General features: G+C 68.2%; 29 protein-coding genes. 9 read left to right on the top strand and 20 right to left on the bottom strand.

What is annotated here, in order from left to right; all coding sequences use genetic code 11:
* Positions 1–2: 2 nt before the first annotated feature.
* The 5 genes from radC to AC3WXD_RS22225 form a co-directional block, all read right to left on the bottom strand.
* A complete protein-coding gene (gene radC / locus AC3WXD_RS22205; RefSeq protein ID WP_008643200.1) occupies positions 3–512 on the bottom strand; it encodes a RadC family protein in 510 nt (169 codons plus the stop codon).
* Between the two features lie 340 nt (positions 513–852).
* Entirely contained in the window at positions 853–1,917 is a 1,065-nt protein-coding gene (locus tag AC3WXD_RS22210; RefSeq protein ID WP_023083127.1) for a PDDEXK nuclease domain-containing protein, read from the bottom strand.
* Complete coding sequence (locus AC3WXD_RS22215; RefSeq protein WP_023083128.1) at positions 1,914–3,116, bottom strand: tyrosine-type recombinase/integrase; 1,203 nt, start codon at positions 3,114–3,116, stop codon at positions 1,914–1,916. Before AC3WXD_RS22215 ends, AC3WXD_RS22210 begins: the two co-directional genes overlap by 4 nt.
* 229 nt (positions 3,117–3,345) lie before the next feature.
* Positions 3,346–3,990 carry a maleylacetoacetate isomerase gene (maiA, locus tag AC3WXD_RS22220; RefSeq protein ID WP_454732434.1) on the bottom strand — a complete coding sequence of 215 codons (645 nt, stop codon included), beginning with the start codon at positions 3,988–3,990 and terminating at the stop codon, positions 3,346–3,348.
* A gap of 7 nt (positions 3,991–3,997) precedes the next feature.
* Positions 3,998–4,699 carry a fumarylacetoacetate hydrolase family protein gene (locus AC3WXD_RS22225; protein WP_020202648.1) on the bottom strand — a complete coding sequence of 234 codons (702 nt, stop codon included), beginning with the start codon at positions 4,697–4,699 and terminating at the stop codon, positions 3,998–4,000.
* A gap of 235 nt (positions 4,700–4,934) precedes the next feature.
* Between AC3WXD_RS22225 and AC3WXD_RS22230 the strand changes: the two genes are divergently transcribed.
* The 5 genes from AC3WXD_RS22230 (at position 4,935) to ybiB (ending at position 10,220) form a co-directional block, all read left to right on the top strand.
* Positions 4,935–5,579: an ANTAR domain-containing response regulator gene (locus AC3WXD_RS22230; protein WP_492324701.1), complete on the top strand. Its 645-nt coding sequence runs from the start codon at positions 4,935–4,937 to the stop codon at positions 5,577–5,579.
* A 332-nt stretch (positions 5,580–5,911) separates the two neighbouring features.
* Complete coding sequence (locus AC3WXD_RS22235) at positions 5,912–7,228, top strand: CmpA/NrtA family ABC transporter substrate-binding protein (RefSeq protein WP_492324702.1); 1,317 nt, start codon at positions 5,912–5,914, stop codon at positions 7,226–7,228.
* A 196-nt stretch (positions 7,229–7,424) separates the two neighbouring features.
* Positions 7,425–8,237 (top strand): nitrate ABC transporter permease, encoded by an 813-nt coding sequence (ntrB, locus tag AC3WXD_RS22240; RefSeq protein WP_043366369.1) that lies wholly within the window; start codon positions 7,425–7,427, stop codon positions 8,235–8,237.
* A gap of 18 nt (positions 8,238–8,255) precedes the next feature.
* Positions 8,256–9,059 carry an ABC transporter ATP-binding protein gene (locus AC3WXD_RS22245; protein ID WP_059410399.1) on the top strand — a complete coding sequence of 268 codons (804 nt, stop codon included), beginning with the start codon at positions 8,256–8,258 and terminating at the stop codon, positions 9,057–9,059.
* 150 nt (positions 9,060–9,209) lie between these two features.
* Positions 9,210–10,220, top strand: a complete 1,011-nt coding sequence (gene ybiB / locus AC3WXD_RS22250; RefSeq protein ID WP_492324703.1) for a DNA-binding protein YbiB — start codon at positions 9,210–9,212, stop codon at positions 10,218–10,220.
* Here ybiB and AC3WXD_RS22255 read toward each other — a convergent pair.
* Positions 10,217–11,095: a pirin family protein gene (locus AC3WXD_RS22255; RefSeq protein WP_029043525.1), complete on the bottom strand. Its 879-nt coding sequence runs from the start codon at positions 11,093–11,095 to the stop codon at positions 10,217–10,219. The genes ybiB and AC3WXD_RS22255 overlap by 4 nt on opposite strands.
* A gap of 353 nt (positions 11,096–11,448) precedes the next feature.
* On the opposite strand from AC3WXD_RS22255, the gene rpoH reads away from it, so the two are divergent.
* A complete protein-coding gene (rpoH, locus tag AC3WXD_RS22260; RefSeq protein ID WP_029043524.1) occupies positions 11,449–12,378 on the top strand; it encodes an RNA polymerase sigma factor RpoH in 930 nt (309 codons plus the stop codon).
* A 99-nt stretch (positions 12,379–12,477) separates the two neighbouring features.
* On the opposite strand, the gene AC3WXD_RS22265 is transcribed toward rpoH, so the two are convergent.
* From AC3WXD_RS22265 to AC3WXD_RS22285, 5 genes are all read right to left on the bottom strand, one after another.
* Positions 12,478–13,107 (bottom strand): SCO family protein, encoded by a 630-nt coding sequence (locus AC3WXD_RS22265; RefSeq protein ID WP_020202640.1) that lies wholly within the window; start codon positions 13,105–13,107, stop codon positions 12,478–12,480.
* Between the two features lie 146 nt (positions 13,108–13,253).
* Entirely contained in the window at positions 13,254–14,189 is a 936-nt protein-coding gene (locus AC3WXD_RS22270) for a heme o synthase (protein WP_492324704.1), read from the bottom strand.
* Positions 14,186–15,289, bottom strand: coding sequence for a COX15/CtaA family protein (locus AC3WXD_RS22275; RefSeq protein WP_020202638.1), 1,104 nt, complete (start codon positions 15,287–15,289; stop codon positions 14,186–14,188). Before AC3WXD_RS22275 ends, AC3WXD_RS22270 begins: the two co-directional genes overlap by 4 nt.
* Positions 15,290–15,340: 51 nt before the next feature.
* Positions 15,341–15,997, bottom strand: a complete 657-nt coding sequence (locus AC3WXD_RS22280; RefSeq protein WP_020202637.1) for an SCO family protein — start codon at positions 15,995–15,997, stop codon at positions 15,341–15,343.
* 61 nt (positions 15,998–16,058) lie between these two features.
* Positions 16,059–16,874 carry an SURF1 family protein gene (locus tag AC3WXD_RS22285; RefSeq protein WP_492324705.1) on the bottom strand — a complete coding sequence of 272 codons (816 nt, stop codon included), beginning with the start codon at positions 16,872–16,874 and terminating at the stop codon, positions 16,059–16,061.
* 84 nt (positions 16,875–16,958) lie between these two features.
* On the opposite strand from AC3WXD_RS22285, the gene AC3WXD_RS22290 reads away from it, so the two are divergent.
* A complete protein-coding gene (locus AC3WXD_RS22290; RefSeq protein WP_020202635.1) occupies positions 16,959–17,168 on the top strand; it encodes a twin transmembrane helix small protein in 210 nt (69 codons plus the stop codon).
* A gap of 169 nt (positions 17,169–17,337) precedes the next feature.
* Here the strand turns inward: AC3WXD_RS22290 and AC3WXD_RS22295 are convergent, their stop codons facing one another.
* From AC3WXD_RS22295 to AC3WXD_RS22330, 8 genes are all read right to left on the bottom strand, one after another.
* Positions 17,338–18,198 carry a cytochrome c oxidase subunit 3 gene (locus AC3WXD_RS22295; RefSeq protein ID WP_059410395.1) on the bottom strand — a complete coding sequence of 287 codons (861 nt, stop codon included), beginning with the start codon at positions 18,196–18,198 and terminating at the stop codon, positions 17,338–17,340.
* A gap of 108 nt (positions 18,199–18,306) precedes the next feature.
* On the bottom strand, positions 18,307–18,522 hold the full coding sequence (locus AC3WXD_RS22300; RefSeq protein ID WP_020202633.1) for a DUF2970 domain-containing protein: 216 nt from the start codon (positions 18,520–18,522) through the stop codon (positions 18,307–18,309).
* A 100-nt stretch (positions 18,523–18,622) separates the two neighbouring features.
* Positions 18,623–19,234 carry a cytochrome c oxidase assembly protein gene (locus tag AC3WXD_RS22305; protein WP_059410394.1) on the bottom strand — a complete coding sequence of 204 codons (612 nt, stop codon included), beginning with the start codon at positions 19,232–19,234 and terminating at the stop codon, positions 18,623–18,625.
* An 18-nt stretch (positions 19,235–19,252) separates the two neighbouring features.
* Entirely contained in the window at positions 19,253–19,384 is a 132-nt protein-coding gene (locus AC3WXD_RS22310) for a cytochrome oxidase small assembly protein (protein WP_020202631.1), read from the bottom strand.
* A gap of 67 nt (positions 19,385–19,451) precedes the next feature.
* Positions 19,452–21,080 (bottom strand): cytochrome c oxidase subunit I, encoded by a 1,629-nt coding sequence (ctaD, locus tag AC3WXD_RS22315; protein WP_020202630.1) that lies wholly within the window; start codon positions 21,078–21,080, stop codon positions 19,452–19,454.
* A gap of 23 nt (positions 21,081–21,103) precedes the next feature.
* The gene (coxB, locus tag AC3WXD_RS22320; protein ID WP_029043521.1) at positions 21,104–22,360 is read right to left on the bottom strand and encodes a cytochrome c oxidase subunit II; all 1,257 of its coding nucleotides are present in this window, start codon (positions 22,358–22,360) and stop codon (positions 21,104–21,106) included.
* A 63-nt stretch (positions 22,361–22,423) separates the two neighbouring features.
* A complete protein-coding gene (locus tag AC3WXD_RS22325) occupies positions 22,424–22,933 on the bottom strand; it encodes a DUF2244 domain-containing protein (RefSeq protein ID WP_020202628.1) in 510 nt (169 codons plus the stop codon).
* Between the two features lie 232 nt (positions 22,934–23,165).
* The gene (locus AC3WXD_RS22330; protein WP_492324706.1) at positions 23,166–24,110 is read right to left on the bottom strand and encodes a methyltransferase domain-containing protein; all 945 of its coding nucleotides are present in this window, start codon (positions 24,108–24,110) and stop codon (positions 23,166–23,168) included.
* Here AC3WXD_RS22330 and AC3WXD_RS22335 point away from each other — a divergent pair.
* Together AC3WXD_RS22335 and trmL are read left to right on the top strand one after the other, a co-directional pair.
* Positions 24,099–25,016, top strand: a complete 918-nt coding sequence (locus AC3WXD_RS22335) for a ComF family protein (RefSeq protein WP_082079383.1) — start codon at positions 24,099–24,101, stop codon at positions 25,014–25,016. The genes AC3WXD_RS22330 and AC3WXD_RS22335 overlap by 12 nt on opposite strands.
* A 98-nt stretch (positions 25,017–25,114) precedes the next feature.
* Positions 25,115–25,585 (top strand): tRNA (uridine(34)/cytosine(34)/5-carboxymethylaminomethyluridine(34)-2'-O)-methyltransferase TrmL, encoded by a 471-nt coding sequence (gene trmL / locus AC3WXD_RS22340; protein WP_020202625.1) that lies wholly within the window; start codon positions 25,115–25,117, stop codon positions 25,583–25,585.
* A gap of 7 nt (positions 25,586–25,592) precedes the next feature.
* Here the strand turns inward: trmL and AC3WXD_RS22345 are convergent, their stop codons facing one another.
* Positions 25,593–26,588, bottom strand: coding sequence for a Bug family tripartite tricarboxylate transporter substrate binding protein (locus AC3WXD_RS22345; RefSeq protein WP_020423755.1), 996 nt, complete (start codon positions 26,586–26,588; stop codon positions 25,593–25,595).
* Between the last annotated feature and the right edge of the window lie 40 nt (positions 26,589–26,628).

Consider the following 26,628-nt stretch of genomic DNA (forward strand, 5'->3'; position numbering starts at 1 on the left):
GGTCAAATCAGACCGCGTTCGGCGAAGGATATGGTGCTGCCACCCGCCACGATGATGTGATCCAGCGTGCGGACATCCACCAGCGCCAGCGCCTCCCTGAGCCGCTGGGTCAGTACCTTGTCGGCGCCGCTCGGTTCGGGGTTGCCGCTCGGATGGTTGTGCGAAACGATGACCGCTGCCGCATTGAGCCGCAGCGCCTCCTTGACCAGCTCGCGTGGATACACCGATGCACTGTCGATGGTGCCTCGGAAAAGCTCGCTGTATTCGATCAGGCGATGCTGCGTATCCAAGAACAGCACAGCGAAGACTTCATGCTCGAAACCAGCCAACTTGGCGCTCAGGTACTCCTTGACCGCCACCGGCGAACTGAACGACGCACCGCGCTGCATCTTGTACTCGATGGCCTGGCGTGCGGCCTCCAGAATTTGGTCGGCCGTCGCCAGCAGGTAGCGGCCCTGTGCATCGCGCACCATCAGCGAGGCATCGAACGAGGAAAAGGACAGTTGCGACATGATCGTGCTCCGGTTGCTCGGGCGGAATTGCCCGGAACCGTGGCCAGCACGGCGCAGCGCAAGCAGTCAGGGGTCGCAGACGGCCGCCAGGACGCAAGCGTGCATGGCACGCGCCGCCCTTGACGGCGAGAACGCCGTGATACGGTGAAGGGAACAGCAAGACCGCCCACACCCGCCCACTGCACACAGTCGGCTTTTGGGGCAAGCGGAGCACGCAGGCCCGAGAGGGCCGGAGGCGTCAGGGGTCAAAGCCGGATGGCCGCGATTCGGCACGAAGCGCGGGGCGCAGCCCGTGAACCCGACGGCGGCACGCCGGGACGCCCGACTGCTTGGGACAGGACTACTCGTTGTCGGTCTTGCGCTGCTCGATCTGCAACTGCGCCCGCTGCGTTGCCTGTTGCAGCCGCTCCACCAGCACGCCCCTCGGCGGCAAGGCGGTCAGATACTCGGCAACGTGGATGCCCGACTTGTCCAGCTCCAGCAATTCGATCTGCTCGCGCTTTTTGCCGGTGCAAAGGATGATTCCCAGCGGCGAGGCTTCCTCCGGCTCCCGTTCGTGCTTGTCCAGCCAGCGAAGGTATAGCTCCATCTGACCCTTGAAAGCCGCCTTGAACTCGCCGACCTTCAACTCCACTGCCACCAGCCGCCGCAGTTTGCGGTTGTAGAACAGCAAGTCAAGGTGGAAATCTTCGCCGTCAATTTGGATGCGCTTCTGCCGGGCAACGAAGCTGAAACCTGCGCCCAGCTCCAACAGGAAGGATTCCATTTCGCGGATGATCGCCGCCTCCAAGTCGCCTTCCTGCCATGTGTCCCGCAGTCCCAGGAAGTCGAGGATGTACGGGTCACGCATGACCAGGGCGGGCGACATGCGCTGCGCATCGCGCATCGTCGCCAGCTCCTGCGCGATCGTCTCGCCCGGCTTTTGGGACAGTACCGTGCGCTCGTACAGCATCGAGTCGATGCGCTCGCGCAGCGTCCGCACGCTCCAGCGTTCGGCGCTCGCCATCTGCGCGTAGTAGTCCCGCTGGAGTGGGTCTTTCAGCGGGATCAGGGCGATGAAGTGCGTCCAGCTCAATTCTCGTATCAGTGATACGAGAATCTTCTCGTCGGGGAAGGTGGCCGCGAACTGCACCATACGGCGCAGGTTCTGCTCGGCAAAGCTGCTGCCGTACTCCTTCACCAACTGCGCCGCCAGGGTAGGCAGGACTTCCTTGCCATAAGCGCCCCGGCGCCCGTCCAAGACCTGCGTGTGGATGCGCTGGCCGATGCGCCAGTAGAGCATCGTCAGCTCGCTATTCACCGTCGAGGCGGCGTGCTTACGCGCCGCCTCGATCAGTGCCCGAATGTCGCCCAGCAGCGCCGACGGCGCTACGGGCGATACCACAGATGACCGGCGCCTGGTCATGCTGTCGCCTCCGCAGGAGGCTGCTTGGCGCCGGTAATCGCCTTGCGCCGGTTCGCCACCAGTTCGGCCGCCTCGCGCACTGGATCGTCCTCGGTGTGGACATAGCGCATGAACATCACGACGGTCTTGTGCGCCGTCAGCGCCATGCCGACCTTGACCGGGATACCTGAATTGGCAATGTCGGTAGCAGAGCGATGGCGGATGCCATGCGTCCCCACGTGCGTCGCGCCCGCCGCCTTGAGCACGCGGCACCAGCCGCCGTAATATTCGCCTGTGGTCAGGTGCTGCGCCGGATGGCGTGGCGACGGCAGCACATAGGGATTGCCTTCCTGTCTCGGTGCCGTCGAAAGCAGCCGGTAGGCTTCCTCGCTCATGGGCTTGGACATGCCGCCGGTCTTGCTGTCAGGCCAGACGACGCGCCGATTCTCCAGATCGACCCATTCCCATTCGAGCGTGACGATTTCGGAGCGGCGGGCGGCGAACTCGAATTGCAGGCGAATCGCCAGAGGGATGACGTAGTTCTCAAGCCCTTCGACCTCGATCTTGTCGAGCTGCCGGAACAGCTTGCCCATGTCGTCGTCGCTGATGAGATGGGTGGACTTGCCGGCAGGGAACATCGGGACATGGCGGCAAGGATTGGTGCCGTCTGGCCGATAGCCCCACACCTCCGCCATGTTGAACATCTTGCGCAGGATGCTGAACGCCTTGTTCGCCTCGGTCTGCTTGTATGAAAGCTTCTCCATCAGCCCGGCAACGTCCGGCCGCTTCACGTCGTGAACCTTCTTGCGGCCCAGCAGCGGGATGATGCAGCGGTCGATGACGCCTTGATAGCCGACTCGGGTGCTGGGCTTGTTGCGCTTCTTGGAGTAGTCCTCCATGAACCTCTTGCACAACTCCTCAACAGTGGGTGCCTGGCGTGCCTCGGCCTTGTCCGCTGCCGGATCGCCGCCCCGGCGCACCTGGGCCAGCCATTCCTGCGCCAGCGAGCGGGCCTGTTCAACGGTCAGCTCGCCGAACAGGCCCAGGGCCGGCTTGCGTCGCTCGCCGGCGTTCGTTCGGTACTGGAGCATGAACACCTTGCGACCGACCGGCGTAATCTTGCACAGGAAGCCGGGAACAAGGGTGTCGCGCAGCTCGATGGCTTGCGCTTGGGGTTGTGCCGCATCTACTGCGGACTTGGTGAGCTTGATCTTAGCCATGATGACTCCTCGGAAAGACCCGATTCCCAGGAGCCTCGTAGGAGCCAGTAGAAGGGAAGCCGGGTCAAGTATCAGAAAGCACCGGCATATCTTGAACTCGCCTAAGTCATTGATAAACCTGCTGTATATGGCTGTGGCGTAGTCCAGCAAAGTGCGGTACTGGAGTCATCCTGAAATAAAAAAACCCCGCAAACCACCGCGGGGTCTTCATCACCGGCAGCCCGCCGCCCTACTCCGCGTCCGGCTGCGCCTTCGGCTCGGCCTGCTGGAAAGCCGGCAGCGCCATGCACGCCTCGAACGCCTTCGCGATCGCCGCATAGCGGCTCACGTCGATGTTGAAGCGCTGCGCGTTGAACACCTGCGGCACCAGGCAGATGTCGGCCAGCGTCGGCGTGTCGCCGAAACAGAAACGGCCGGCCTTGCCCGAGCGCGCGAGGTTGGTGTTGACCGCCTCGAAGCCCAGCTCGACCCAGTGGCGGTACCACGCGTCCTTGGCTTCCTCGGTCACGCCCAGCGTGTGCTTGAGGTACTTCAGCACGCGCAGGTTGTTGAGCGGATGGATCTCGCACGCGACCTCGAGCGCGACCGCGCGGATGTAGGCGCGGTCGAGCGCGCTGCCGGGCAGCAGCAGCGGCTCGGGATGCGTCTCGTCGAGGTACTCCACCATCGCGACCGATTGCATCAGGACGTGATCGTCGTCGACCAGGGTCGGCACCAGCGCGTCCGGATTGAGCGCGCGGTAGGCCGGCAGCAGTTGCTGGCCGCCGTCGCGCAGCAGGTGCACCGGCGCGTAGTCGTAGGGCAGGCCCTTGAGGTTCAGCGCGATGCGCACCCGGTACGAAGCCGAGCTACGGAAGTAGCTGTAGAGCTTCAGCATCGGCTCACACCACCTTGACGGTGAGCTCGCCCACGCCTTCGATCTTGCATTGCATGACGTCGCCCTTGACCACCGGGCCCACGCCTTCGGGCGTGCCGCTGTAGATCAGGTCGCCCGGCTGTAGTTCGAACAGGCGCGACAGGTAGGACACCATTTCGGGCACCGACCAGATCAGGTCGGAGAGGTCGCCGCGCTGCTTCTCGGCGCCGTTCACGGCCAGCGTGACCGCGCCCTTGTCGGGATGGCCGATGGCGGACACCGGCACGATCGGGCCGATCGGCGCGGACTTGTCGAAGGCCTTGCCGGTTTCCCAGGGGCGCCCGGTCTTCTTCGATTCGTTCTGCAGGTCGCGGCGCGTCATGTCCAGGCCGATGGCGTAGCCGAACACGTGGCTGGCGGCGTCGGCCTCGGCGATGTCCTTGCCGCCCTTGCCGATGGCCACCACCAGCTCCACCTCGTAATGGCAGTTGCTGGTGCCCTGCGGATACGGGAAGTGGCCTTCGGTGCCGTCGGCCACGTAGCTCACCGCGTCGGCGGGCTTGCAGAAGAAGAACGGCGGCTCGCGGTCGGGGTCCGAACCCATCTCGCGGGCATGGGCGGCATAATTGCGGCCCACGCAGTAGACCCGGCGCACCGGGAACTGGGCATGGCCCCCGCGCACGGGCACGCCGGTGGGCGCGGGCGGGGCGAATACGAATTCGGTCATCCAACTCTCCAGACTTTGCTTGTACTGTGTGTGTACTGTGTTTTTTGGGCCGCGCGCCGGCGCACCGGCGCCGCGGCGTTGCCGGCGCACGCCCTGCCGCGCAGCAGGGCGATAGCATACACCGCGCCTCCGCGCCGTGTACTCCCGCGGGCCGCGCATGCGGGTATCCCCGCAATACATGGCAGGAACCATCCGGCGCGGTTCTTGCATGACTGCCGACAATGCCCCTGACGCCATGACCCGACGCTCCCCCGCCCCTCCCAGCCCGCCGAGCCCCACGACGCCGCCCACGGCATCGCGCAGCCTGCGCATCCTGCTGGTCAGGGACCCGCACGACGCCGACCCGCTCAATGTCGAGACCATCCAGGCCGGGCTGGTCTCGGCGGGCTTCACCGACATCGACACGGTGGACGCGGACCTGCGCCTGCCCGACGCCATCGCCGCGCGCCAGCCCGACCTCATCATCATCGCCTCCGAGTCCGCCGCGCGCGACACGGTGGAACATGTGTGCGTCTCGACCCAGCACGCGCCGCGGCCGATCGTGCTGTTTACCGACAACGACGACGCCCAGCGCATCAAGGCCGCGCTCACCGCGGGCATCACCGCCTACATCGTCGACGGCCTGCGCGCCGAGCGCGTCAAGACCGTGCTCGACGTGGCCTACGCGCGCTTCCAGCTCGACCAGGAGCTGCGCGCCGAGCTCGACGCCACGCGCCTGCAGCTGGCCGAGCGCAAGGAAGTGGAGCGCGCCAAGGGCCTGCTGATGAAGGAGCGCGGCATGACCGAGGACGAGGCCTACAAGCGCCTGCGCAGCATGGCGATGGAGCGCGGCATCAAGCTGGTCGAGGCCGCCCGCCGCGTGATCGATGTGATGAGCTGAGCGCGCACGGCGCTGGTGCATTGCACAAACATGGCGCCGCGCGGCAACCCCGCGCGCACCGCGCCCGCGCCGGAGCGCGCGTGCCGGCCACCCCGTTCACGGTTCCCGTGCGCCGTGCGGCCCGTCTTTCGCCCGCGTTCCCCGGATTCCCCGTTTCGGCGCCTGGCACACCGCTTGCGTAGTTGCCATGCCGGCCAACGAAGGCCGCTCACAAACCCGATCGGCGCCGCCAACGAAGGCCGCGCCGCATCACAGGACAACGGCGTCCTGGACCGTCCCGCATTCTGGCGAACGCGGCGCGGTTCAGGACGCTTTTCTTTTGGAGCCGTGGAATGCCCTCTCGCCTGAAGATTGCCAAGCCGCTGCATGCCGCGGTCGCCAACGATGCCGGCGCCGCCGCCGACGCGGTGCCCGCCAGCAGCGGACGCCGCCGCGCGCTGGCGACCATCGCCGGCGCCAGCGTGGTCACGCTGGTCGATCCGCTGGTGCGCGCGGGCGCGTGGGCGGCCGGCTCCGACGCGCCGGAAAAGCCGGAGGTGAGGATCGGCTTCATCCCGCTGACCGACTGCGCCTCGGTGGTGATGGCCAGCACGCTCGGCCTCGACAAGAAATACGGCATCAAGATCACGCCCACCAAGGAAGCCTCCTGGGCCGGCGTGCGCGACAAGCTGGTCAACGGCGAGCTGGACGCGGCGCACGTGCTCTACGGCCTGGTCTACGGCGTGCAGCTCGGCATCGGCGGCCCCAAGAAGGACATGGCCGTGCTGATGAGCCTGAACCACAACGGCCAGGCCATCACGCTGTCGTCCAAGCTGGCCGAGAAGGGCGTCAAGGACGGCGCCAGCCTGAAGGCGCTGATGACGAAGGAAAAGCGCGACTACACCTTCGCCCAGACCTTCCCCACCGGCACCCACGCGATGTGGCTGTACTACTGGCTGGCCGCCAACGGCATCAACCCGATGCAGGACGCCAAGGTCATCACGGTGCCGCCGCCGCAGATGGTGGCCAACATGCGCGTGGGCAACATGGACGGCTACTGCGTGGGCGAGCCCTGGGGCGCGCGCGCCATCGCCGACAAGATCGGCTTCACCGCGGAAACCACGCAGGCGATCTGGAAGGACCATCCCGAGAAGGTGCTCGGCACCACCGCCGAGTTCGTGCAGAAGTACCCGAACACCGCGCGCGCGATGGTGGCCGCGGTGCTGGAGGCGTCCCGGTTCATCGACGCCTCGGCCTCCAACCGCCGCAAGACCGCCGAGACCATCGCCGCCAAGTCCTACGTCAACACCGACATGGACATCATCCTGGACCGCATGCTGGGCCGCTACAGCAACGGCCTGGGCAAGACCTGGGACGACCCCGACTCGATGAAGTTCTACCAGGACGGCGTCGCCAACTACCCGTTCCTCTCCGACGGCATGTGGTTCCTCACGCAGCACAAGCGCTGGGGCCTGCTCAAGGAGCATCCCGACTACCTGGCGGTGGCCAGGAAGGTCAACCGCATCGACGTCTACAAGCAGGGCGCCGCCGCCGCGCAGGTGCCGCTGCCCAAGAGCGATTTCCGCACCGCGCGCCTGATGGACGGCGTGACGTGGGACGCCGCCAAGGACCCGAAGGCCTACGCCGACGGTTTCAAGATCAAGGCCTGAGCCGGTCCGATTGCCGCATGAATGCCGGCGCCGCCTGCGCGCCGGCGCCTCCAAGGAGCCTGACGTGAATGCACTAGCTCGGCCGGCCGACCATGCCGGCAACCCAGCTTCTCCCGCCGATGCCGGCGCCGCCAGTCTCGGCGGACTCGCCTCGCTCGGCGACCCGCAGGCGCGCGAGCGCGCCGAGCACCGCGCGCTGGAGGCCCAGGCCGAGGCGCGCCGCGCGGCGCGGCGCGAGGCCGTCGCGGCGGTGGTGCTCAAGGCGATGCCGCCGGTGGCCGGCTTCGCGCTGTTCCTGCTGTTCTGGCACGGCGTGGCCACGCTGATCCCGGCCATCCCGACGCCCGCCGCCACCTGGCACGCGGCCGTGCCGCTGTTCTCCGACCCGTTCTACCGCAACGGGCCCAACGACCAGGGCATCGGCTGGAACGTGCTGGCGTCGCTGGCGCGCGTGGCGGCGGGCTTCGGGCTGGCCGCGCTGATCGGCATCCCGGCCGGCTTCGCGCTGGGCCGCTTCGCCTTCCTCAACGCCATGATGGCGCCCATCATCAGCCTGCTGCGGCCGGTCTCGCCGCTGGCGTGGCTGCCGATCGGGCTGCTGCTGTTCAAGTCCGCCAACCCGGCCGCGATCTGGGCCATCTTCATCTGCTCGATCTGGCCGATGGTCATCAACACCGCGGTGGGCGTCACGCGCGTGCCGCAGGACTACCTGAACGTGGCGCGCGTGCTCGACCTGTCCGAGTGGAAGGTGTTCACGCGCGTGCTGCTGCCGGCGGTGCTGCCCTACATGCTGACCGGCGTGCGGCTGTCGATCGGCACCGCGTGGCTGGTGATCGTGGCCGCGGAGATGCTGACCGGCGGCACCGGCATCGGCTTCTGGCTGTGGGACGAGTGGAACAACCTGAAGGTGGAGCACATCGTGATCGCCATCTTCATCATCGGCGTGGTGGGCCTGCTGCTCGAATACGCGCTGCTGAGCCTCGCCAAACGCTTCAGCTACGGCAACTAGCGCGCCAGGGAGAACGACATGGAAAAGTTCGTCCGCATCGAAAACGTGGGCCAGACCTTCAAGACCAAGAAGGGACCGTTCGTCGCGCTGCGCGACGTCAACCTGACCATCGCCCGCGGCGAGTTCATCACGCTGATCGGCCATTCGGGCTGCGGCAAATCGACGCTGCTGAACCTGCTGGCCGGGCTCGACCGCCCCAGCGGCGGCGCGCTGATCTGCGCCGAGCGCGAGATCTCCGGCCCGGGGCCGGACCGCGCGGTGGTGTTCCAGAACCACTCGCTGCTGCCGTGGCTGACCTGCTTCGAGAACGTCTACCTCGGCGTGGAACGCGTGTTCGGCGGCAGCGAAAACCGCGCGCAGCTCAAGGCCCGCACGCACGACACGCTGGCAATGGTGGGCCTGACCCATGCCGAGGGCAAGTACCCGCAGGAGATCTCCGGCGGCATGAAGCAGCGCGTGGGCATCGCGCGGGCGCTGGCGATGGAGCCCAAGGTGCTGCTGATGGACGAGCCGTTCGGCGCGCTCGATGCGCTCACGCGCGCCCACCTGCAGGACGAGCTCATCAAGATCGTCGCCAAGACCCGCAGCACGGTGGTGATGGTGACGCACGACGTGGACGAGGCCGTGCTGCTGGCCGACCGCATCGTCATGATGACCAACGGCCCCGCGGCGACCATCGGCGAGGTGCTGCCGGTGGACCTGCCGCGCCCACGCGAGCGCATGGCGCTGGCCGACGACAAGGCCTACCACGCCTGCCGCACCGCGGTGCTGGACTTCCTGTACCGCAAGCAGCGCAATCCGGCGCTCAAGGAAGCGGCCTGAGCGCGGGCCGGGCCGCGGGTTCATGGCGCGGATTCAACGGCGCGGGGGGGGGGGGGGGGGGGGGGGGGGGGGGGGGGGGCGTGTTTCTCGCCCCCCCCCCCCCCCCCGCTCCGCTATCATGAACCACAAACAACACCGTCCCAGCCCGCCATGACCGACACCGCCACGCCCGCTGCCACCCCCACCGCTGCCCCTTTCGCCGCAGCCAGGTACATCAAGGAAATCGGCCGCGGCGTCAACGGCGCCCGCGCGCTGCCGCGCGAGGATGCGCAGACGCTGTTCGACGCCATGCTGGCCGGCCGCGTGGCCGACATCGAGCTGGGCGCCGTGCTGATGGCCTACCGCATCAAGGGCGAGGCGCCGCACGAGCTGGCCGGCATGCTGGAGGCCGCGCACGCGCACTGCCTGCCGCTGGCCGCGCCGCCCGACCGCGTGGTGGTCTCCATCCCCAGCTACAACGGCGCGCGCAAGCAGCCCAACCTGGTGCCGCTGCTGGCGCTGCTGCTGGCGCGCGAAGGCGTGCCGGTGCTGGTGCACGGCAGCCGCGAATTCAGCGGGCGCGTGACCAGCATCGCGCTGTTCGGGGCGCTCGGCATCGCGCCGTGCGCGACGGTGGCCGAAGCCGAGTCCCGCCTGCGCGAGAAGGACAACCCGCTGGCGGTGCTGCCGGTCGACGTGCTGTCGCCGGCGCTGTCGCGGCTGCTCGACCGGCGCATGCAGATCGGCCTGCGCAATTCCTCGCACACGGTGGCGAAGATGCTGCAGCCCGTCGGCGCGCATACGCCGGCCGAGGCGCTGCGCCTGTACAGCTACACCCATCCGGAATACCGCGAGACCCTGACCGACTACTTCTCGCACGAGCCGGCCAACGTGCTGCTGGCGCGCGGCACCGAGGGCGAGGTGGTGGCCGACGCGCGCCGCGCCGGCCGCATCGACTGGCTGCACGACGGCCACCAGCGCACGCTGGTCGACCCCACCGCGGGTTCGATTGGCGAGGTGCCGGAACTGCCGCCCGGCAACGACGTCGCGCAGACCGCGGCCTGGATCCGCGCCGTGCTGGACGGCAAGGTGCCGGTGCCGGCACCGATCGCCACCCAGGTCGAGGCCATCCGCGGCTGCGTGCAGCAGGGCACGCGCGTGGCCTGGACCAGCCCGGTCTAGCGCTTGCGCGGCGGCAGCGGGATGCGGTCGTCCTCGCCCGGCACGCGCGGGAACTGGTCGTTCTCCCAGCGCTGCGACGCGGCTTCGATGGCCTCCTTGCTGCTGGCGACGAAATTCCAGAAGATGAAGCGGTGCCCGTCGGTCGGATCGCCGCCGAGCAGCATCACGCGCGAAGGCGCCTCGGCGTTCAGCGTGACGGTCTGGCCGGGCACCAGCACCGCCATGTGACGCTCCGGCAGCACCTCGCCGTCGAGCGCGACCACGCCGTCGACCGGATAGACGCCGCGCTCGGCATGCTCGGGCGGGATCTCCAGGCTGGCGCCCGCCTCCAGCTCGATCGCCACGTACAGCGTGCGGCTGAAGACCTTCACCGGCGCCTCGGCGCCGAACGCATCGCCCGCGATCACGGTCATGCGCACGCCCGGGCGCTCGAGCTTGGGCAGCGTCGCGGCCGGATGGTGGAAGAACGACGGCGCGGTGGTTTCGTGTTCCAGCGGCAGCGCCACCCAGGTCTGGATGCCGTGCAGGCTCGGCCCGGCCTCGCGGGCCGCCGCGGGCGAGCGCTCCGAGTGCGCGATGCCGCTGCCGGCGGTCATCCAGTTGACGTCGCCGGGCCGGATCACCTGCTTGCTGCCCAGGCTGTCGTGGTGGAGGATTTCGCCGTCGAACAGGTAGGTCACGGTGGCCAGGCCGATATGCGGATGCGGGCGCACATCCAGCCCCTGGCCGCGCGGCAGGGCCGTGGGTCCCATGTGGTCGAAGAAGATGAACGGGCCCACCGTCTGGGCCGCGGCGGCGGGCAGCACGCGGCTGACGGTGAAACCGTCGCCGAGATCGCGTGTGTGCGGCTTGAGCAAGTGTTCGATGACAGACATGGATCTCCCCGGTTGGGCCGAAGCTGAGGGCCGGCCAAATGAGAGGAGTGTAGCTGCTGGCGGAACACAGCATCTCATCCGGCGACAGAACCAGACGGGGCGCGCCCCCTCTAATCTTTGTCCGATAAGGCAGCGAACGCTGTCTGATAGTGATTACGCCACATGACGGAAGCCGGTCCCGATAAAAGACTATGTGATTCACGACATCAATTAGCTGGAACTATCAACCCCACGGGGACTCCAACTTAGCAGTCCCCCGGCTTGAGTGCTAATATGTGTTGCAATGCAGTGCGCGGACCCTTGTGGCGAGCGCCGCGGGCAACCCACCCGCCGGATGCGAAAGGAGCAATCGAGTGAACGCGGTCCTATCTGCCGACCAGACCCAAACCAGCAGCCGCCTGCCTACGGCGCCTCAGGGCGCCGGGGCGTTCGCGCTGACGTTTCCCGGTAACCTGGGAAACCTGGACAGCTATATCCAGGCTGTCCATCGTATCCCCATGCTGACGCCCGAGGAGGAGCAGCGGCTTGCGCGCGACCTGCGCGAGCACGACTCCGTCGACGCGGCGCGCCGCCTGGTGCTGTCGCACCTGCGCCTGGTGGTGTCCATCGCCCGCCAGTACCTCGGCTACGGCCTGCCCCACGCCGACCTGATCCAGGAAGGCAACATCGGCCTGATGAAGGCGGTGAAGCGCTTCGACCCGGACCAGGGCGTGCGCCTGGTGTCGTATGCCATGCACTGGATCAAGGCCGAGATCCACGAGTACGTGCTGAAGAACTGGCGCATGGTCAAGGTGGCCACCACCAAGGCCCAGCGCAAGCTGTTCTTCAACCTGCGCAGCCACAAGCAGGGCGCCCACACCTTCACGCCGGAACAGATCGACGCGGTGGCGCGCGAGCTGAACGTCAAGCCGGAAGAAGTGATGGAGATGGAGACCCGCCTGTCGGGCGGCGACCTGGCGCTGGAAGGCCAGATCGACGACGGCGAGGAGGAATTCGCCCCCATCGCCTACCTGGCCGACAACCACAACGAGCCGACCCGCGTGATCGAGGCCCAGCGCCACGACCGCCTGCAGGTGCAGGGCCTGGAAGAAGCGCTGGGCAAGCTCGACGAGCGCAGCCGCCGCATCATCGAGGCGCGCTGGCTGCACGTCAACGACGACGGCTCGGGCGGCTCGACGCTGCACGAGCTGGCTGACGAGTTCGGCGTGTCGGCCGAGCGCATCCGCCAGATCGAAACGGCGGCGATGAAGAAGATGAAGGGCGCGCTGCAAGCGTTTGCCTGACCGCGCGCGGCGGCGAAAGCCGCGCCGCGCAACGAAAAAGGGCCGGTCCTCGCGACCGGCCCTTTTTTCGTCCACGCGCCGCCGGCGGCGGCACGCGGATCAGGACAGCAGCTGCTTGAGATCGTGCACGATCGGCTCCGGCCCCTGGCCGTGGCGGATGAACAGGCGCAGCTTGCCGCTCGGGTCGAACACGTAGCTGCCGGCCGAGTGGTCCATCGTGTAGTTGTTCGGCGAGGTGCCGGGCACCTTGGCGTAATACACCTTGAAGTCCTTGGCCACCTTCTGCAGCGCGGCGTCGTCGGCCGCGCGCATGCCCAGGAAGCGCGGGTCGAAGGCCGGCACGTATTGCGCCAGCAGCTCCTGCGTGTCGCGCTCGGGGTCGACCGTGACGAACAGCACCTGCACCTTGTCGGCATCGGGGCCGAGCTGCTCCATGACCGCCTTGAGCTCGGCCATCGTGGTCGGGCAGACGTCCGGGCAATGCGTGTAGCCGAAGAACATCACCACCGCCTTGCCCTTGAAGTCGGCCAGCGTGCGGACCTTGCCGGTGTGGTCGGTGAGGCTGAAGTCCTTGCCGAATTCGCTGCCGCCGGTGATGTCGACGTTCTTGAAGGACGCGCGCTGCTGGCCGCACGCGGCGAGCAGCAGCGAACAGAGCGCCAGCAGGCAGAAACGACGAAGCAGCAGCGCGAAGCTGGAGGAAGAACCGGGGAAGGGGCGGGTAGGCATTCGGGTCGCGTGATGGATGGGGCGGCGCAGGGCGGCCGCTTCACATTGGCCGCCTCGCATTGGCATATGGGCGCAGTATCGCCGATCGCGCCGCCGCTGCGCCCGGTCCGCGACAAGATGCCGCAAGACCGGCGCCGGCGCGCCGTTCAGGACTGCGGCAGGAACTTGAAATAGTGGTCGATCAGCAGCGCCGCGAACAGCAGCGACAGGTACAGGATCGAGAAGCGGAACATGCGCTGCGCCAGCGCATCCGAGTAGTTGCGGTACAGCTTCCAGGCATAGGCCAGGAAACCGCCGCCGAGCACCAGCGCGGACGTCAGGTAGATATAACCGCACATGCCGTACACGAACGGCAGCAGCGTGGCCGCGATCATGATCAGCGTGTACAGCAGGATGTGCAGCAGGGTGAAGCGCTCGCCGTGGGTGATCGGCAGCATCGGCAGGCCCGACTTGGCGTAGTCGGCGCGGCGGTACAGCGCCAGCGCCCAGAAATGCGGCGGGGTCCAGGTGAAGATGATGAGCACCAGGAACCACGCTTCGGCCGGCACGGTGCCCGACACCGCCGCCCAGCCCAGCGCCGGCGGCATGGCGCCGGACAGGCCGCCGATCACGATGTTCTGCGGCGTGGCCGGCTTGAGCAGGATGGTGTACACCACCGCGTAGCCGACGAAGGTCGCCACCGTCAGCCACATGGTCAGGTCGTTGGCGAACACGTGCAGCAGCCACATCCCCGCCCCGCCCAGCACCGCGGAGAACACCAGCGTCTGCGCGGTGGTGATCTCGCCGGTGGCCGAGGGGCGCCACGCGGTGCGGCGCATCAGCGCGTCGATCTTCTGCTCCACCAGGCAGTTGATGGCGAACGCCGCGCCCGCCAGCAGCCAGATGCCCGCCGCGCCGCCGATCAGCACCGGCCACGGCACCATGCCCGGCGAGGCCAGGAACATGCCGATGATGGCGCAGAAGACGGCCAGTTGCGTGACGCGGGGCTTGGTGAGGGCGGCGTACTGGCGGACCAGGTGACGGACCCGTCCGGCAGGATGAGGGTGGGTAGCAGTAACCACGGGGGGAATCTTCTCTTTCATGTGGCGCGCACGGCGGCCGGCACGTCAGTAGCGAGGTCAGCGGCGCGGGCCGCGAGCCCTATATTGTAGTTGAGGCGGACCAACAGCATCAGAAGCACCGCCGCGCCGCCGTTGTGGGCCACCGCGGCCACCAGCGGCCAGTCGAACACGATGTTGGACAAGCCGGTGGCCAATTGCAGCGCGAGCACGCCCAGCAGCCAGCCCGCGTGGCGCGCCAGCCCGCCGAGGCGGCGCGCGCGCAGCCCGAACCACGCCAGGTAGCCCAGCACCACGAAGGCGAAGCCGCGGTGCACCCAGTGGATCGCCACCAGCGCCGAGTGCGGGATATAGTCGCCGTCGGCGGTCATGCCGAGCTGGCGCCACAGCGTGAAGCCGTGGCGGAAGTCCATCTCCGGCACCAACTGGCCGTTGCACAGCGGGAAGTCGGTGCAAGCCAGCACCGCGTAGTTGGTGCTCACCCAGCCGCCCAGGAAGATCTGCAGCACCAGCAGCGCCAGCCCCAGCCGCGCCGGCCAGCGCAGCGCGCCGGCGGCCGGCGCCACGCCCAGCGGCGGGTCGTTGCGCGAGCCCAGCCAGATCAGCGACGCCAGCAGGGCCATGCCCAGCATCAGGTGCGTGACCACGATGACGGGCTGCAGCTTGAGCGTGACCGTGAACGCGCCGAACGCGCCCTGCACGCACACCAGCAGCAGCACGCCGGTGGCGAACCACGGCGACTGCCGCAGCTCGCGCCGCCTGACCCAGGCCAGCACCATCAGCGTGATGATCAGCACGCCCACCGCCATCGCGAAATAGCGGTGGATCATCTCGATCCAGGCCTTGGTGGCGGAAACCGGGCCGCTGGGCAGCGCGGTCTCGGCCGCGCGGATCGGCTCGCTGGCCGCGTGCGGGTTGGAGTGGCCGTAGCAGCCCGGCCAGTCCGGGCAGCCCAGGCCGGAATCGGTCAGCCGCGTGAAGCTGCCGAACATGATCAGGTCCAGCGTCAGGAAGGCGGTGATCCACACCAGTTTGCGGTACTTGTTGCGGTCGCCCCTGACCAGCACGTAGCTCAGGGGAAACAGCGCGATCAGGACGCCGATGACGGCGAGTTGGAGCAGCATGCGCGTAGTCGTTGAGTCTGGCCGTAAGCCCGGGCTTCAGCCGATGTGGGTTCAGCCGATGTGGGAATACTTGAGCAGCTTCTTGAGGTCGGAGCTCATCTTCTGGGGGTCCGGGTCCTTCGGGAAGCGCATCATCAGGTTGCCGAGCGGGTCGACCAGGTAGAGCGTGTCCTCGATGCGCGCGCCCGCGTCGGGCGGCAGCCACTTCTGCAGCGCGTCGCGCGGCGCGCGCAGGAAGCGCACGCCGGCGTAGGGCTCGTTGTAGGCGGCGGACAGGCGCGCGTCGATGGGGCCGTCGTCGCTGACCAGCCATACCGGCACGATGCGCTCGCGGTCCTGGCCCTGGCCGGCGCGCAGCTGGCGGATGGTGAACAGCTTCCTGGCGCAGGCTTCGCCGCAGGCGGCGCCGTCGGCGCTGATCAGCAGCCACTTGCCCTTGAAGCTGTCCAGCGGCACCGGCTCGGCGCGCTCGTTGGCGACCTGCACGGCCGGCATCGGGCGCTGCGGCTCGATCAGCGCGCCGTAGTTGGTGGTGCCGCCGGCCGGCCTGAACACGTAGTAGGTCAGGTAGGAAGCAATCACCGGCGAAGCGCACACCAGCAGCAGCAGCAGCATCTGGATGCGGCCGCGCCGGGTGCGGGCATCGATGCGCGGGTCCTGCGGTGCGGCGCGCGCGGCCTGGGCCGGCGCTGGGTCTCGTTGTGGCATCACGTTCGTTCGTCTCTTCTGTCTCTTCTGTCTCTCGGGCGTCCGGTCGCGGGTGCCGCGCTCATCTGACCGCGCGGCCCCGCGGTGGTTCGGGCCGCATCTCCGGCGGCATCTCCGACGGCGTCTCCGCCCGCGCCTCGGCCGCCATGCGCCGCGCGCGCCGCCAGCTCAGCGCCACCAGCAGCACCAGCGTCAGCGCGGCCATCCCGAACCACTGGAAGGCATAACCGTAATGGCGGTCGGCGCCGATGTCGGCCGGCGCCCAGTCGCGCGCCAGCCCGTCGCCATTGTCGCTGCGCTGCTCCAGCACGAACGGCTGCAAGGGCATGCCCAGCTCCCTGGCAAAGGCGGCGATGTCCACGTTCTGGCGAATCTTCTGGCCGGCTTCGGCATCCGCGCCGCGGCCGAGGCCGAAGACCCGGGGCACCGTTGCCAGCGCCGTGCCTTCCACGTCCACCTCGCCCGCGGGCGTGGCGAACGGCGCGATGCGGGTGCGGTCCTGCGCGTCGCGCGGCAGCCAGCCGCGCAGCACCAGCACCGCCGGCGCGGCGCGGTCGTCCGCCACGCGCAGCGGCGTCAGCACCATGAAGCCGGCGCGGCTGTCGCTGCCGTTGCCATGCGGCCGGTTGTCCAGCAGCACGGTATGGTCCGCGTCGAAACGGCCGCGCGCATGCACGCGCCGCTCGGCCACCGGGCCCGCCACCAGCGTCCGCCCGACTTCCAGCGGCGGCTGCGCGGCCAGCGCCTGCAGGCGCTGCGCCCGCGCGATCTTCTCGTGGGCGCGGCCAAGCTGCCAGTTGCCCAGCGCGCAGGTCGCGGCGATCACCGCCAGCGCGGCGATGGCAGGCACCGGGCTCAGCGCGCGCCACGGTTTCACGGGCGGCCCCCGAGTGCCGGCAACGGCGCGCCGGTGCGATAATGGTACTTCACCTCCAGCCGATCCCGCCCGGGCGAACCCTCCATGCGCATCGTCATCCTCATCGCGTTCGTCCTCATCGTCGGCAGCCTGGCCTCCGCCCTGTTCTTCATGATGCGCGACCGCGGCAGGACGCCGAACATGATGCGCTCGCTGATGTTCCGGGTCGGCTTCTCCGTGGCGCTGTTCCTGTTCATCCTGTTCTCGCACTGGATGGGCTGGATACAGAGCACCGGCATCCGCATGGGGCCGTGAGGCGCGCGCGCCGGGCTCGCGGATGGCCGCCGGCGGCTCGCGCCACGGCGGCGGGATCGCAAAAAACAAGCGCCGCAGGCTGGCCAGGCCCCTGCGGCGCTTGTTTTTCGTGCTCCGTGGGAGGCTGCCCTCCCCGGCGGTGGCCGGCGGCCACCGCGCCCCGGGTGTGTTACAGCCAGTACACCACGACGTAGAGGAACAGCCACACCACGTCCACGAAGTGCCAGTACCAGGCCGCGCCTTCGAAGGCGAAGTGGTGGTCGGGCGTGAAATGCCCCTTCAGCACGCGCACCAGCACCACCGTCAGCATGATCGCGCCCATCGTCACGTGGAAGCCGTGGAAGCCGGTCAGCAGGAAGAAGGTGGAGCCGTAGATGCCCGAGGTCAGCTTGAGGTTGAGCTCGGTGTAGGCGTGATGGTACTCGTAGACCTGGAAGCACATGAACAGCGCGCCCAGCAGGATAGTCAGCACCAGGCCCTGGATCAGTTGGCTGCGCTTGTTGGCCAGCAGCGCGTGGTGCGCCCAGGTCAGCGTCACGCCGGAGGTCAACAGCAGGGCCGTGTTGATCGTCGGGATCGGCCACGGGCCCATCGTCTGGAAGCTCTCGACCACGCCGGCCGGGCCGGCGTTGGGCCACACCGCGGCGAAGTCGGGCCACAGGATCTTGTTGTTCAGGTCGCCCAGCCACGGCATGGCGATGTTGCGGGCGTAGAACAGCGCGCCGAAGAAGGCCGCGAAGAACATCACCTCGGAGAAGATGAACCAGCCCATCGACCAGCGGAAGGACAGGTCGATGTTCTTGCCGTACTTGCCGGTCTCCGACTCGCTGATGGCGTCGCCGAACCAGCTCTTGAGCACGAACAGGAACCACAGCAGGCCGAGGCCGCAGACATACGGCCCCCACGGTTGCCCGTTCACCCAGCCCGCGGCCCCGCCGGCCGTCAGCAGCAGGCCGAAGGCCGCCGTGATCGGATGGCGCGAGGGGCCCGGTACGAAGTAGTACGGAGCGTTGGCGCGATTCGCACTCATTCTTTTTTCTCCAGCTCAGAGTCTTGATTCAGTCATCGTTATCCGCGCATCCGGCCCCGACGGCCGGCCGGCGGCATGCTTTTGCCTGCTTGTACCCTACTTGTACCCTTACCCTGCCACCACCACGCGCACCACGGTGATCAGCACCGCGATCAGGATGGCCACCCCGATCAGCCCGGCGATGATCACGTGGACCGGGTTGAGCTGCGCCATGTCGCGCTCGTGCTCGCTGCCCTTGCGCAGGCCGATGAACGACCAGAACACCGCGCGCAGCGTCTGCGCGAAAGACATCTTGCGCTTGACCGCGTCCTTCATCTCTTCCACGGCTTGCTCCTGCTTGTGGCTTCGTGTCGCTTCGTGTTGCGTCGTGTCGCTTCGAACTGCCCGGACCGGCATCGCCGGCCACGGCGCGAATCCCGGAATCTCAAATGCCCCTGCCCGCTCCGGCCGGCGTGTCGGCGCCGCCCTGCGGCACCTGCGCCACCGGCGCGCCGATCTCGAAGAAGGTATAGGACAGCGTAATGTTCCTCACGTCCTTCGGCAGGTCCGGATCGATCACGAACACCACCGGCATCTCGCGCGCTTCCTTTGCCTTGAGCGTCTGCTGCTTGAAGCAGAAGCACTCGATCTTCTTGAAATACTGCGTGGCCAGCTTGGGCAGGTAGCTCGGGATCGCCTGCGCCGAGATGTCGCGCGGCTGGCCGTTGGCCACCTCGTAGACGATCGTCGCCATCTCGCCCGGATGCACTTCCATGCTGCTCTTCACCGGCCGGAACGCGAACGGCCCGCGCGCGTTGGAATCGAACTCGACCGTGATGGTGCGGCTCTTGTCCACCTGCGTGTTCCTGACCTGCCCGCCGTACAGGTCGCGCGTGGTCACGACGTTGAGGCCGGTGATCTCGCAGATCTTCTTGTACAGCGGCACCAGCGCGTAGCCGAACGAGAACATCAGCGCCACCACCACCAGCAGCCGCAGCATCATGCTGCGGTTGAAGCGCCTGTCGGCGGCGTCCTGTGACGGCTGGTTCGTGCTCATTCCAATACCCCCGCGGCTTCAGCCCAGAAGAATCATCTTGGCGAAGAAACCCAGAAAGAAAACCACCACGATCGAGAAGAGGATCAGACCGAGGCGGCGGTTGGCGGCCTTGCGGTCAGGCTGCGATGGATTGTTGTCTGGACCCTGCATGGCACCCTGTCTGCGTGGCGCGGCGGGGACAGGCGTCGCGCCCGTCCCTGCCGCGCCTGGTTACGGCTTACTTGACTTGCGGCGGCACCTCGAAGGTGTGGAACGGGGCCGGCGACGGCACGGTCCATTCCAGGCCTTCGGCGCCGTCCCAGGGCTTGTCTCCGGCCTTCTGGCCGCCACGGTACGACGGCAGCACCACGAAGAAGAAGAAATACACCTGCATCAGCCCGAAGCCCAGCGCGCCGATCGAGGCGATCGCGTTGAAGTCGGCGAACTGCGTCGGGTAGTCGGCATAGCGGCGCGGCATGCCGGCCAGGCCGAGGAAGTGCATCGGGAAGAACGTGATGTTGAAGAAGATCATCGAGCCCCAGAAGTGGATCTGGCCGCGGGTCTCGTTGTACATGAAGCCGCTCCACTTCGGGCCCCAGTAGTAGAAGCCCGAGAACATCGCGAACAGCGAGCCGGCCACCAGCACGTAGTGGAAGTGGGCCACGATGAAGTAGGTGTCCTGCAGCTGGATGTCGATCGGCGCGACCGCCGGCATCAGGCCGGTGAAGCCGCCGATGGTGAACACGAAGATGAAGCCGATGGCGAACAGCATCGGCGTCTCGAACGTCATCGAGCCGCGCCACATGGTGGCGATCCAGTTGAAGATCTTCACGGCGGTCGGCACCGCGATCAGCATGGTCGCGTACATGAAGAACAGCTGGCCCGTCACCGGCATGCCGGTCGTGAACATGTGGTGCGCCCACACGATGAACGACAGGATGGCGATCGAGGCGGTGGCGTACACCATCGAGCTGTAGCCGAACAGGCGCTTGCGCGCGAAGGTCGGCACCACGTGCGAGATGATCCCGAACGCGGGCAGGATCATGATGTACACCTCGGGGTGGCCGAAGAACCAGAAGATGTGCTGGTACATCACCGGGTCGCCGCCGCCGGCGGCCGAGAAGAAGCTCGTGCCGAAGTGGCGGTCGGTCAGCACCATCGTGATGGCGCCGGCCAGCACGGGCATCACGGCGATCAGCAGGTAGGCGGTGATGAGCCAGGTCCAGCAGAACATCGGCATCTTCATCAGCGTCATGCCGGGCGCGCGCATGTTGAGCACGGTGACGATGATGTTGATCGAGCCCATGATCGACGACGCGCCCATGATGTGCATGGCGAAGATGGCCATGTCCATGCCCGGGCCCATCTGCACCGACAGCGGCGCGTACAGCGTCCAGCCGGCGGCGGTGGCGCCGCCCGGCGCGAAGAACGACAGCACCAGCAGCAGCGCGGCCGGCGGCATCAGCCAGAAGCTGAAGTTGTTCATGCGCGCGAACGCCATGTCGGAGGCGCCGATCTGCAGCGGGATCATCCAGTTGGCGAAGCCCACGAAGGCCGGCATGATCGCGCCGAACACCATGATCAGGCCGTGCATGGTGGTGAACTGGTTGAACAGCTCGGGGCGGAAGAACTGCAGGCCCGGCTCGAACAGTTCCAGGCGGATCAGCAGCGCCAGCATGCCGCCCGACAGCAGCATGGTGAACGAGAACAGCAGGTACAGCGTGCCGATGTCCTTGTGGTTGGTGGCGAACAGCCAGCGGCGCCAGCCATGCGGGTGATCGTGATGCTCATCGTGCGCGTGGTCATGCGCATGATCGTGCGCGTGGTCGTGCGGATGGCCGAGCGCGTCCGGGGTAGCAGTACTCATCGCGAAAACTCCTCTAGTCCTGATCAGCCTGCCGCGCGGTCGCCCGCGACGCTGGCCTGCTTGGCGGCGGGCTTGTCTTGCGCCTTGGGTGCGGCGTCGCCGCCCGCGGCGCCACCGCCTTCCGGGAACTTGCCCGCGCGGGCGTTCACGAAATCGCTCGGTTGAATCACTTCGCCGGTATGGTTGCCCCAGTTGTTGCGGGTAAAGGTCATGACGGCGGCGAGCTCGGTATCGGAGAGGTGCTTCCAGACGGGCATGGCGCCCTTGCCTTCGAGCAGGATGTGCATCTGGCCGGCCTTGGGACCGTTGACGACCTTGGAGCCGTCCAGCGCCGGGAACGCGCCGCCGCCCTTGCCGGTGGGCTGGTGGCAGACCGCGCAGTTGGCGGCGTAGACCTTCTCGCCGCGCGCCTTGAGCTCGTCGAGGGTCCAGGTCTTGTTGGGGTCGTCGGCCTTGGCGGCGAGTTCCTTCTTCTTGCCGTCGACCCACTTGGCGTAGTCGGCGTCGGACACCACGCGCACCACGATCGGCATGAAGGCGTGTTCCTTGCCGCACAGCTCGGCGCACTGGCCGCGGTACACGCCGATCTTCTCGGCCTTGAACCAGGTGTCGCGCACGAAGCCGGGGATCGCGTCCTGCTTGACGCCGAACGCCGGGATCATCCACGCATGGATCACGTCGTTGGCGGTGGTGACGATGCGCACCTTCTTGTTGACGGGCACCACCAGTTCGTTGTCCACCTCCATCAGGTAGGTGTTGGACTTCGGCGCCTCGTTGTTGATCTGGTCGCGCGGGGTGGCCAGGGTGGAGACGAAGGAGATGCCCTCGCCTTCGCCCTTGAGGTAGTCATAACCCCATTTCCACTGGTAGCCGGTGGCCTTGATGGTGATGTCGGAATTGGTGGTGTCCTTCATCGCCACGACCGTCTTGGTGGCGGGCAGCGCCATGCCGATGACGATCAGGAAGGGGATGATGGTCCAGATCACCTCGACGGTGATGCTTTCGTGGAAGGAGGCAGATTTCGCACCCTTGGACCTGCGGTGCTTGAACACGGAATAGAACATCACGCCGAACACGCCGACGAAGATCACCGTGCAGATGATCAGCATCATCCAGTTCAGCCAGTGAATCTGTTCGGCGATCTTGGTAACGGGCTCGGCCAGATTGAGCTGTCGCACTGCGGGGCCGCCCGGCATGTCTTCCACCGCCAGGGCTGCCTGGCCAACGAGCAGGGACGCGCCCGTCAGACACGCTGCGGATGCCTTCTTCCACATTTTCATTTGTTATCTACCCAATTTACAGATGCAAATCTGTCAGCCTGCCCGGCCGCTGCCAGTCTCCATTCAAAGGCAACGCAAGGCAGATACGAGCTCCTGCGCGAACTTTCTGCGCTTGTACGGGTCCAGAAAACACCCCACCTGCACAACGCACTTACCCGAGCGCAACTGCACCAGCGCCCTTAACGATTCACCCTGTTCGACCCGCACCCAGAGCGGGTTGAACTCATGCCGGGTCAGCTGCCCGGCACTGACGGAGACGACCACCAGCAGGCCGCCCGCCAGGCTCACGCGTTCGTAGTCGGCCGCATGCCGCGCGTAGACCAGCAGCGCGATGCCCAGACCCAGCAGGTCCAGCCCGGCGAAGGGCAGCACGAGCCACGAACCCCGCCACGCAAAGCACAACGCGATGGCGAGCGAGACACAGACGATTGAGAGGTAGAACCAGCCGACCTGGCGTGGCGACAGCGAGCAATTCCGCTTCATCAGCCAGTCTTTGTCCGGCGCACCGGGCCCGCCGGGACTGCTGCCGGGCTCGTCTTGCGCCGTCTGGAATGCGATACCCAAGTCTTGCATCGCCCACCACTCTGCATAGGATGCACACCTGGGACGATCGCCTGGGCCGCACTAACTTAGTGCGATTCCGGGGCACATGTGCCAGGGGAACCACTGCGACAAACTGGCGCATTATAGGGCGCTTCACCTGCTCGAACAAGGCCGCCCCTTGACCGCCGGGGTGGCGCGCGACACGGTTTTGTGCTTCAGCGCGGTGCACGCGGCGGCCTCGCGGTGCCCCGTCCGGGGCACGCTATCGGCGCGGCCGCGCGCGTCCGATCTTGTCCAGCGGCACCACCGCGCGGCCCATTTCGTCGACGTCCTGCCGGCCGCGCGGCGCCAGTTTCCACGCATGCCCGTAGACGATCTCGAAGGTCAGCGGAATCAGCCCGTCGGCATTGCGGCGGCGCTCGAGCGCGCCCAGCAGCGCATCGAGCCAACGCCTGCCACGCAAGCCCTGGCTTGGGATTGGCGGCAGCCGCAGGCCGCCGAAGGCCTGCACTTCGCGCAGCAGGGTGCGCGGCGATTCATAGGTGATCGTCAGCGTTTCCATGTCCATCACGGGCGTGGACCAGCCGCTGTTGACCAGCATGTCGCCGATGTCGTGCATGTCGACGAAGCGCAGCGTGTGGGTACCCGGATCGACCTCGGCGAAGGCCGCGCGCAACTCGGCCAGCGTGTCCGGGCCGAACAGCGAGAACAGCACCAGGCCCTCGTCACGTGCGACACGATGCCACTCGGGAAATACCCTATGTGGTTCAGGATGCCAGTGCAGCGCGAGGTTGGACCAGAGCAGGTCGAAGCTGGCCGGGGCAAACGGCAATGTGGCAAGATCGCCCTGCACCAGGTCGAACACGGGCCGCTTGCCGAGCATGCGCCCGAGCCATCCGGCCTGGCGCTGGGGATCGCGCTGGGCCGCCTCGCGCAGCATGGCGCCGGAGATGTCCAGGCCGGCGATCTGCGCGTCCGGGTACTGCGCGCGCAGCGCCGCCAGGCCGCGGCCGTGGCCGCAGCCGATGTCCAGCGCGCGCGCGGGCGACAGCCGGATCATCTGCATGCGCTCCTGCATGCGCTGGCCGATCTCGCCCAGCAGGAAATCGAGCTGGCCGAAGCGCGCGCTGCGCCGGTCGAAGGCGAGGCGGGTCAGCCGCGCGGGCGGCAGATAGGCATCGTGGGAGTCGGCGTCATGCAGGGACACGGGCAAGCCAGGCAACAGGAGAATGAGGAACACGGCCGGACGCGCGCGCCCGGGCGGAATGCGGCGCGCGCGCCTGCGGGCGCGGCGGCCGGAGCGCAAGTATACGCGCGCGCCGCGTCCGCTGCCGGCGCCCGCCACGCCGAAGGCGCCCTGCGCCGCCAAGCGCGCCGGCTGTGGCGCGCGCTGCTGCCGTGCGCGTGCGCGCTGTGCGGCGAGGTGCAGGAAGACGCCGTGTGCGCCGGCTGCGCGCGCGAACTGCTGGCCCCGGCGGCGCGCTGCCGCGTCTGCGCGCGGCCTGCCCTGCGCCGCGATGCGCGCCACAGCTTGCGCCACGGTCCGCGCTGCCATCACTGCCGGCTCGAACCGCCCGCGTTCGACGCCGCCGTCACGCTCGGCGACTACGCCAGCCCGCAGGACGGGCTGGTGCTGGCGCTCAAGTTCGGCGGCGCGCTGCCGCTCGCGGACTGGCTGGCGGCGGCGCTGGCCGAGCGCTGGCAGGCCATGCACGATGCCGCGCGCGCCCTGCCCGATCCTCCGACACTGCCCGCCCCGCCCGACCTGCTGGCGCCGGTGCCGCTGTCGCCGCGGCGGCTGGCGGCGCGCGGCTTCAACCAGTCGTGGGAGATCGCCCGGCCGCTGGCGCGCCGTCTGGGCGTGCGCGCGCGCCCGGCGCTGCTGGCCCGCCTGCGCGACACGCCGGCCCAGGCCTCGCTGGACCTGCCCGCGCGGCAGGCCAACCTGCGGGATGCCTTCGGCCTCGCGCCGGGTGGCGAGGTCGCCGGCCTGCACATCGGGCTGGTGGACGACGTGATGACCAGCGGCGCGACGCTCGGCGAGGCCGCGCGCGTGCTGAAGGCGCACGGCGCGGCGCGCGTCACCTTGTTCGTCCCGCTGCGCACGCCGTAGCGGGGAGGGGGCGCGGCGATGGCGGCGTGACAGGCGCCACCCGGCAAGGTAAGCTGCGCAGCGGTTTACAAGCGGCGCCCCGAGGCCCGCCCCCCAACATGTTCAATGTCGTCCTGGTCGAACCCGAGATCCCGCCGAACACCGGCAACGTGATCCGCCTGTGCGCCAATACCGGCGCCCGCCTGCACCTCGTCAAGCCGCTCGGCTTCCCGCTCGAGGATGCGCGCATGCGCCGCGCCGGCCTGGACTACCACGAGTACGCCACCATGCGCGTGCACGAGAACTGGGACGCCCTGATGGCCAGCGAGCAGCCCGACCCGGCCCGCATGTTCGCGCTCACCACGCATGGCGCGACGCCGTTCGGGCAGGTCGCCTTCCGGCCCGGCGACTGGTTCGTGTTCGGCTCCGAGACGCGCGGCCTGGCGCCGGAGCGGCGCGAGTGGTTTCCCGCCGCGCAGCGCATCCGCCTGCCGATGCGGCCGGACAACCGCAGCCTCAACCTCTCCAACACGGTGGCCGTGGTGGTGTTCGAGGCCTGGCGCCAGAACGGCTTCGCCGGCGGCGCCTAGCGTTTGCCTACTCCGGCTGCACGCCGGCGATCCGGATCACCTTGTCCCAGCGCGCCTTCTCGCTCGCCAGGGTCTCGCGCAGCGACTGCGGCGCCGTGCCCGCCGGCGCGAAATACTGCGCGCGCATCTTGGCGCGCACGTCTTCGCTGCCGATGATCGCCACCAGCTCGCGGTAGAGCCGGTCGATCACCGGCGCGGGCGTGCCCGCCGGCGCCATCACGGCCTGCCACGAGATCGCCTCGAAGCCCGGATAACCGGACTCGGCCACGGTGGGCACCGCCGGCAGCAGGCTGGTGCGCCCGCTGGTGGTGACGGCGAGGACGCGCAGCTTGCCCGCGCTCACCAGCGGCATGGCGATCGCCGGCACCATGAAGCCGGCCTGCACCTGGCCGCCGACCATCGCCGTGGTGATCTGCGCGAAGCCCGGGTACGGAATATGGGCGAGGTCGATCTTCGCCATCGCCTTGAGCTGCTCCATCGCGAGATGGGCGGCGCTGCCGTTGCCGACCGAGCCGTAGTTCAGCGCGCCGGGACGCGCGCGCGCCAGCGCCACGAACTCGCGCACGTCGTGCACCGGCAGGCGCGCATCCACCACCAGCACGTTGGGCGAGGTCGCCACCAGCGAGACCGGCGCGAGCTGGCGCACGGGGTCGTAGCCGAGATGGCGCCACAGCGTCGGCGCCGTGACCAGCGGGCCGTTGATGGTCAGCAGCAGCGTGTAGCCGTCGGGCGCGGCGCGCGCCACCATGCCGGTGCCGATATTGCCGCCGGCGCCGGGGCGGTTCTCCACCACCACCGGCTGGCCGAGCGACGCCGACAGCTTCTCGGCCAGCAGGCGCGCGATCAGGTCCGGCGAGGAGCCAGCCGGAAACGGCACCACCAGGCGCACCGGCCGCTCGGGCCAGTTGCCGGCCGCGCGCGCGGGAAACGCCAGCGCGGCGGGCACGGCGGCGGCAAGGGCCATCAGGACGCGGCGGCGGGCCGCGATGCAATCTTGGGACATGAGACAGGACCAGGGCGGCCGGACATCCGCGTCGGCGCGG

It is taken from the genome of Cupriavidus sp. FW216-B1 (assembly GCF_058789195.1).

Bases quoted from the DNA above. Each gene is read 5' to 3' on its own strand.
- radC (WP_008643200.1), bottom strand. From the start codon at position 512: ATGTCGCAACTGTCCTTTTCCTCGTTCGATGCCTCGCTGATGGTGCGC.
- AC3WXD_RS22210 (WP_023083127.1), bottom strand. From the start codon at position 1,917: ATGACCAGGCGCCGGTCATCTGTGGTATCGCCCGTAGCGCCGTCGGCG.
- AC3WXD_RS22215 (WP_023083128.1), bottom strand. From the start codon at position 3,116: ATGGCTAAGATCAAGCTCACCAAGTCCGCAGTAGATGCGGCACAACCC.
- AC3WXD_RS22225 (WP_020202648.1), bottom strand. From the start codon at position 4,699: ATGACCGAATTCGTATTCGCCCCGCCCGCGCCCACCGGCGTGCCCGTG.
- AC3WXD_RS22230 (WP_492324701.1), top strand. From the start codon at position 4,935: ATGACCCGACGCTCCCCCGCCCCTCCCAGCCCGCCGAGCCCCACGACG.
- AC3WXD_RS22235 (WP_492324702.1), top strand. From the start codon at position 5,912: ATGCCCTCTCGCCTGAAGATTGCCAAGCCGCTGCATGCCGCGGTCGCC.
- AC3WXD_RS22245 (WP_059410399.1), top strand. From the start codon at position 8,256: ATGGAAAAGTTCGTCCGCATCGAAAACGTGGGCCAGACCTTCAAGACC.
- ybiB (WP_492324703.1), top strand. From the start codon at position 9,210: ATGACCGACACCGCCACGCCCGCTGCCACCCCCACCGCTGCCCCTTTC.
- AC3WXD_RS22255 (WP_029043525.1), bottom strand. From the start codon at position 11,095: ATGTCTGTCATCGAACACTTGCTCAAGCCGCACACACGCGATCTCGGC.
- AC3WXD_RS22265 (WP_020202640.1), bottom strand. From the start codon at position 13,107: ATGCCTACCCGCCCCTTCCCCGGTTCTTCCTCCAGCTTCGCGCTGCTG.
- AC3WXD_RS22270 (WP_492324704.1), bottom strand. From the start codon at position 14,189: ATGAAAGAGAAGATTCCCCCCGTGGTTACTGCTACCCACCCTCATCCT.
- AC3WXD_RS22275 (WP_020202638.1), bottom strand. From the start codon at position 15,289: ATGCTGCTCCAACTCGCCGTCATCGGCGTCCTGATCGCGCTGTTTCCC.
- AC3WXD_RS22280 (WP_020202637.1), bottom strand. From the start codon at position 15,997: ATGCCACAACGAGACCCAGCGCCGGCCCAGGCCGCGCGCGCCGCACCG.
- AC3WXD_RS22290 (WP_020202635.1), top strand. From the start codon at position 16,959: ATGCGCATCGTCATCCTCATCGCGTTCGTCCTCATCGTCGGCAGCCTG.
- AC3WXD_RS22295 (WP_059410395.1), bottom strand. From the start codon at position 18,198: ATGAGTGCGAATCGCGCCAACGCTCCGTACTACTTCGTACCGGGCCCC.
- AC3WXD_RS22305 (WP_059410394.1), bottom strand. From the start codon at position 19,234: ATGAGCACGAACCAGCCGTCACAGGACGCCGCCGACAGGCGCTTCAAC.
- AC3WXD_RS22310 (WP_020202631.1), bottom strand. From the start codon at position 19,384: ATGCAGGGTCCAGACAACAATCCATCGCAGCCTGACCGCAAGGCCGCC.
- ctaD (WP_020202630.1), bottom strand. From the start codon at position 21,080: ATGAGTACTGCTACCCCGGACGCGCTCGGCCATCCGCACGACCACGCG.
- coxB (WP_029043521.1), bottom strand. From the start codon at position 22,360: ATGAAAATGTGGAAGAAGGCATCCGCAGCGTGTCTGACGGGCGCGTCC.
- AC3WXD_RS22325 (WP_020202628.1), bottom strand. From the start codon at position 22,933: ATGCAAGACTTGGGTATCGCATTCCAGACGGCGCAAGACGAGCCCGGC.
- AC3WXD_RS22335 (WP_082079383.1), top strand. From the start codon at position 24,099: ATGCAGGGACACGGGCAAGCCAGGCAACAGGAGAATGAGGAACACGGC.
- trmL (WP_020202625.1), top strand. From the start codon at position 25,115: ATGTTCAATGTCGTCCTGGTCGAACCCGAGATCCCGCCGAACACCGGC.
- AC3WXD_RS22345 (WP_020423755.1), bottom strand. From the start codon at position 26,588: ATGTCCCAAGATTGCATCGCGGCCCGCCGCCGCGTCCTGATGGCCCTT.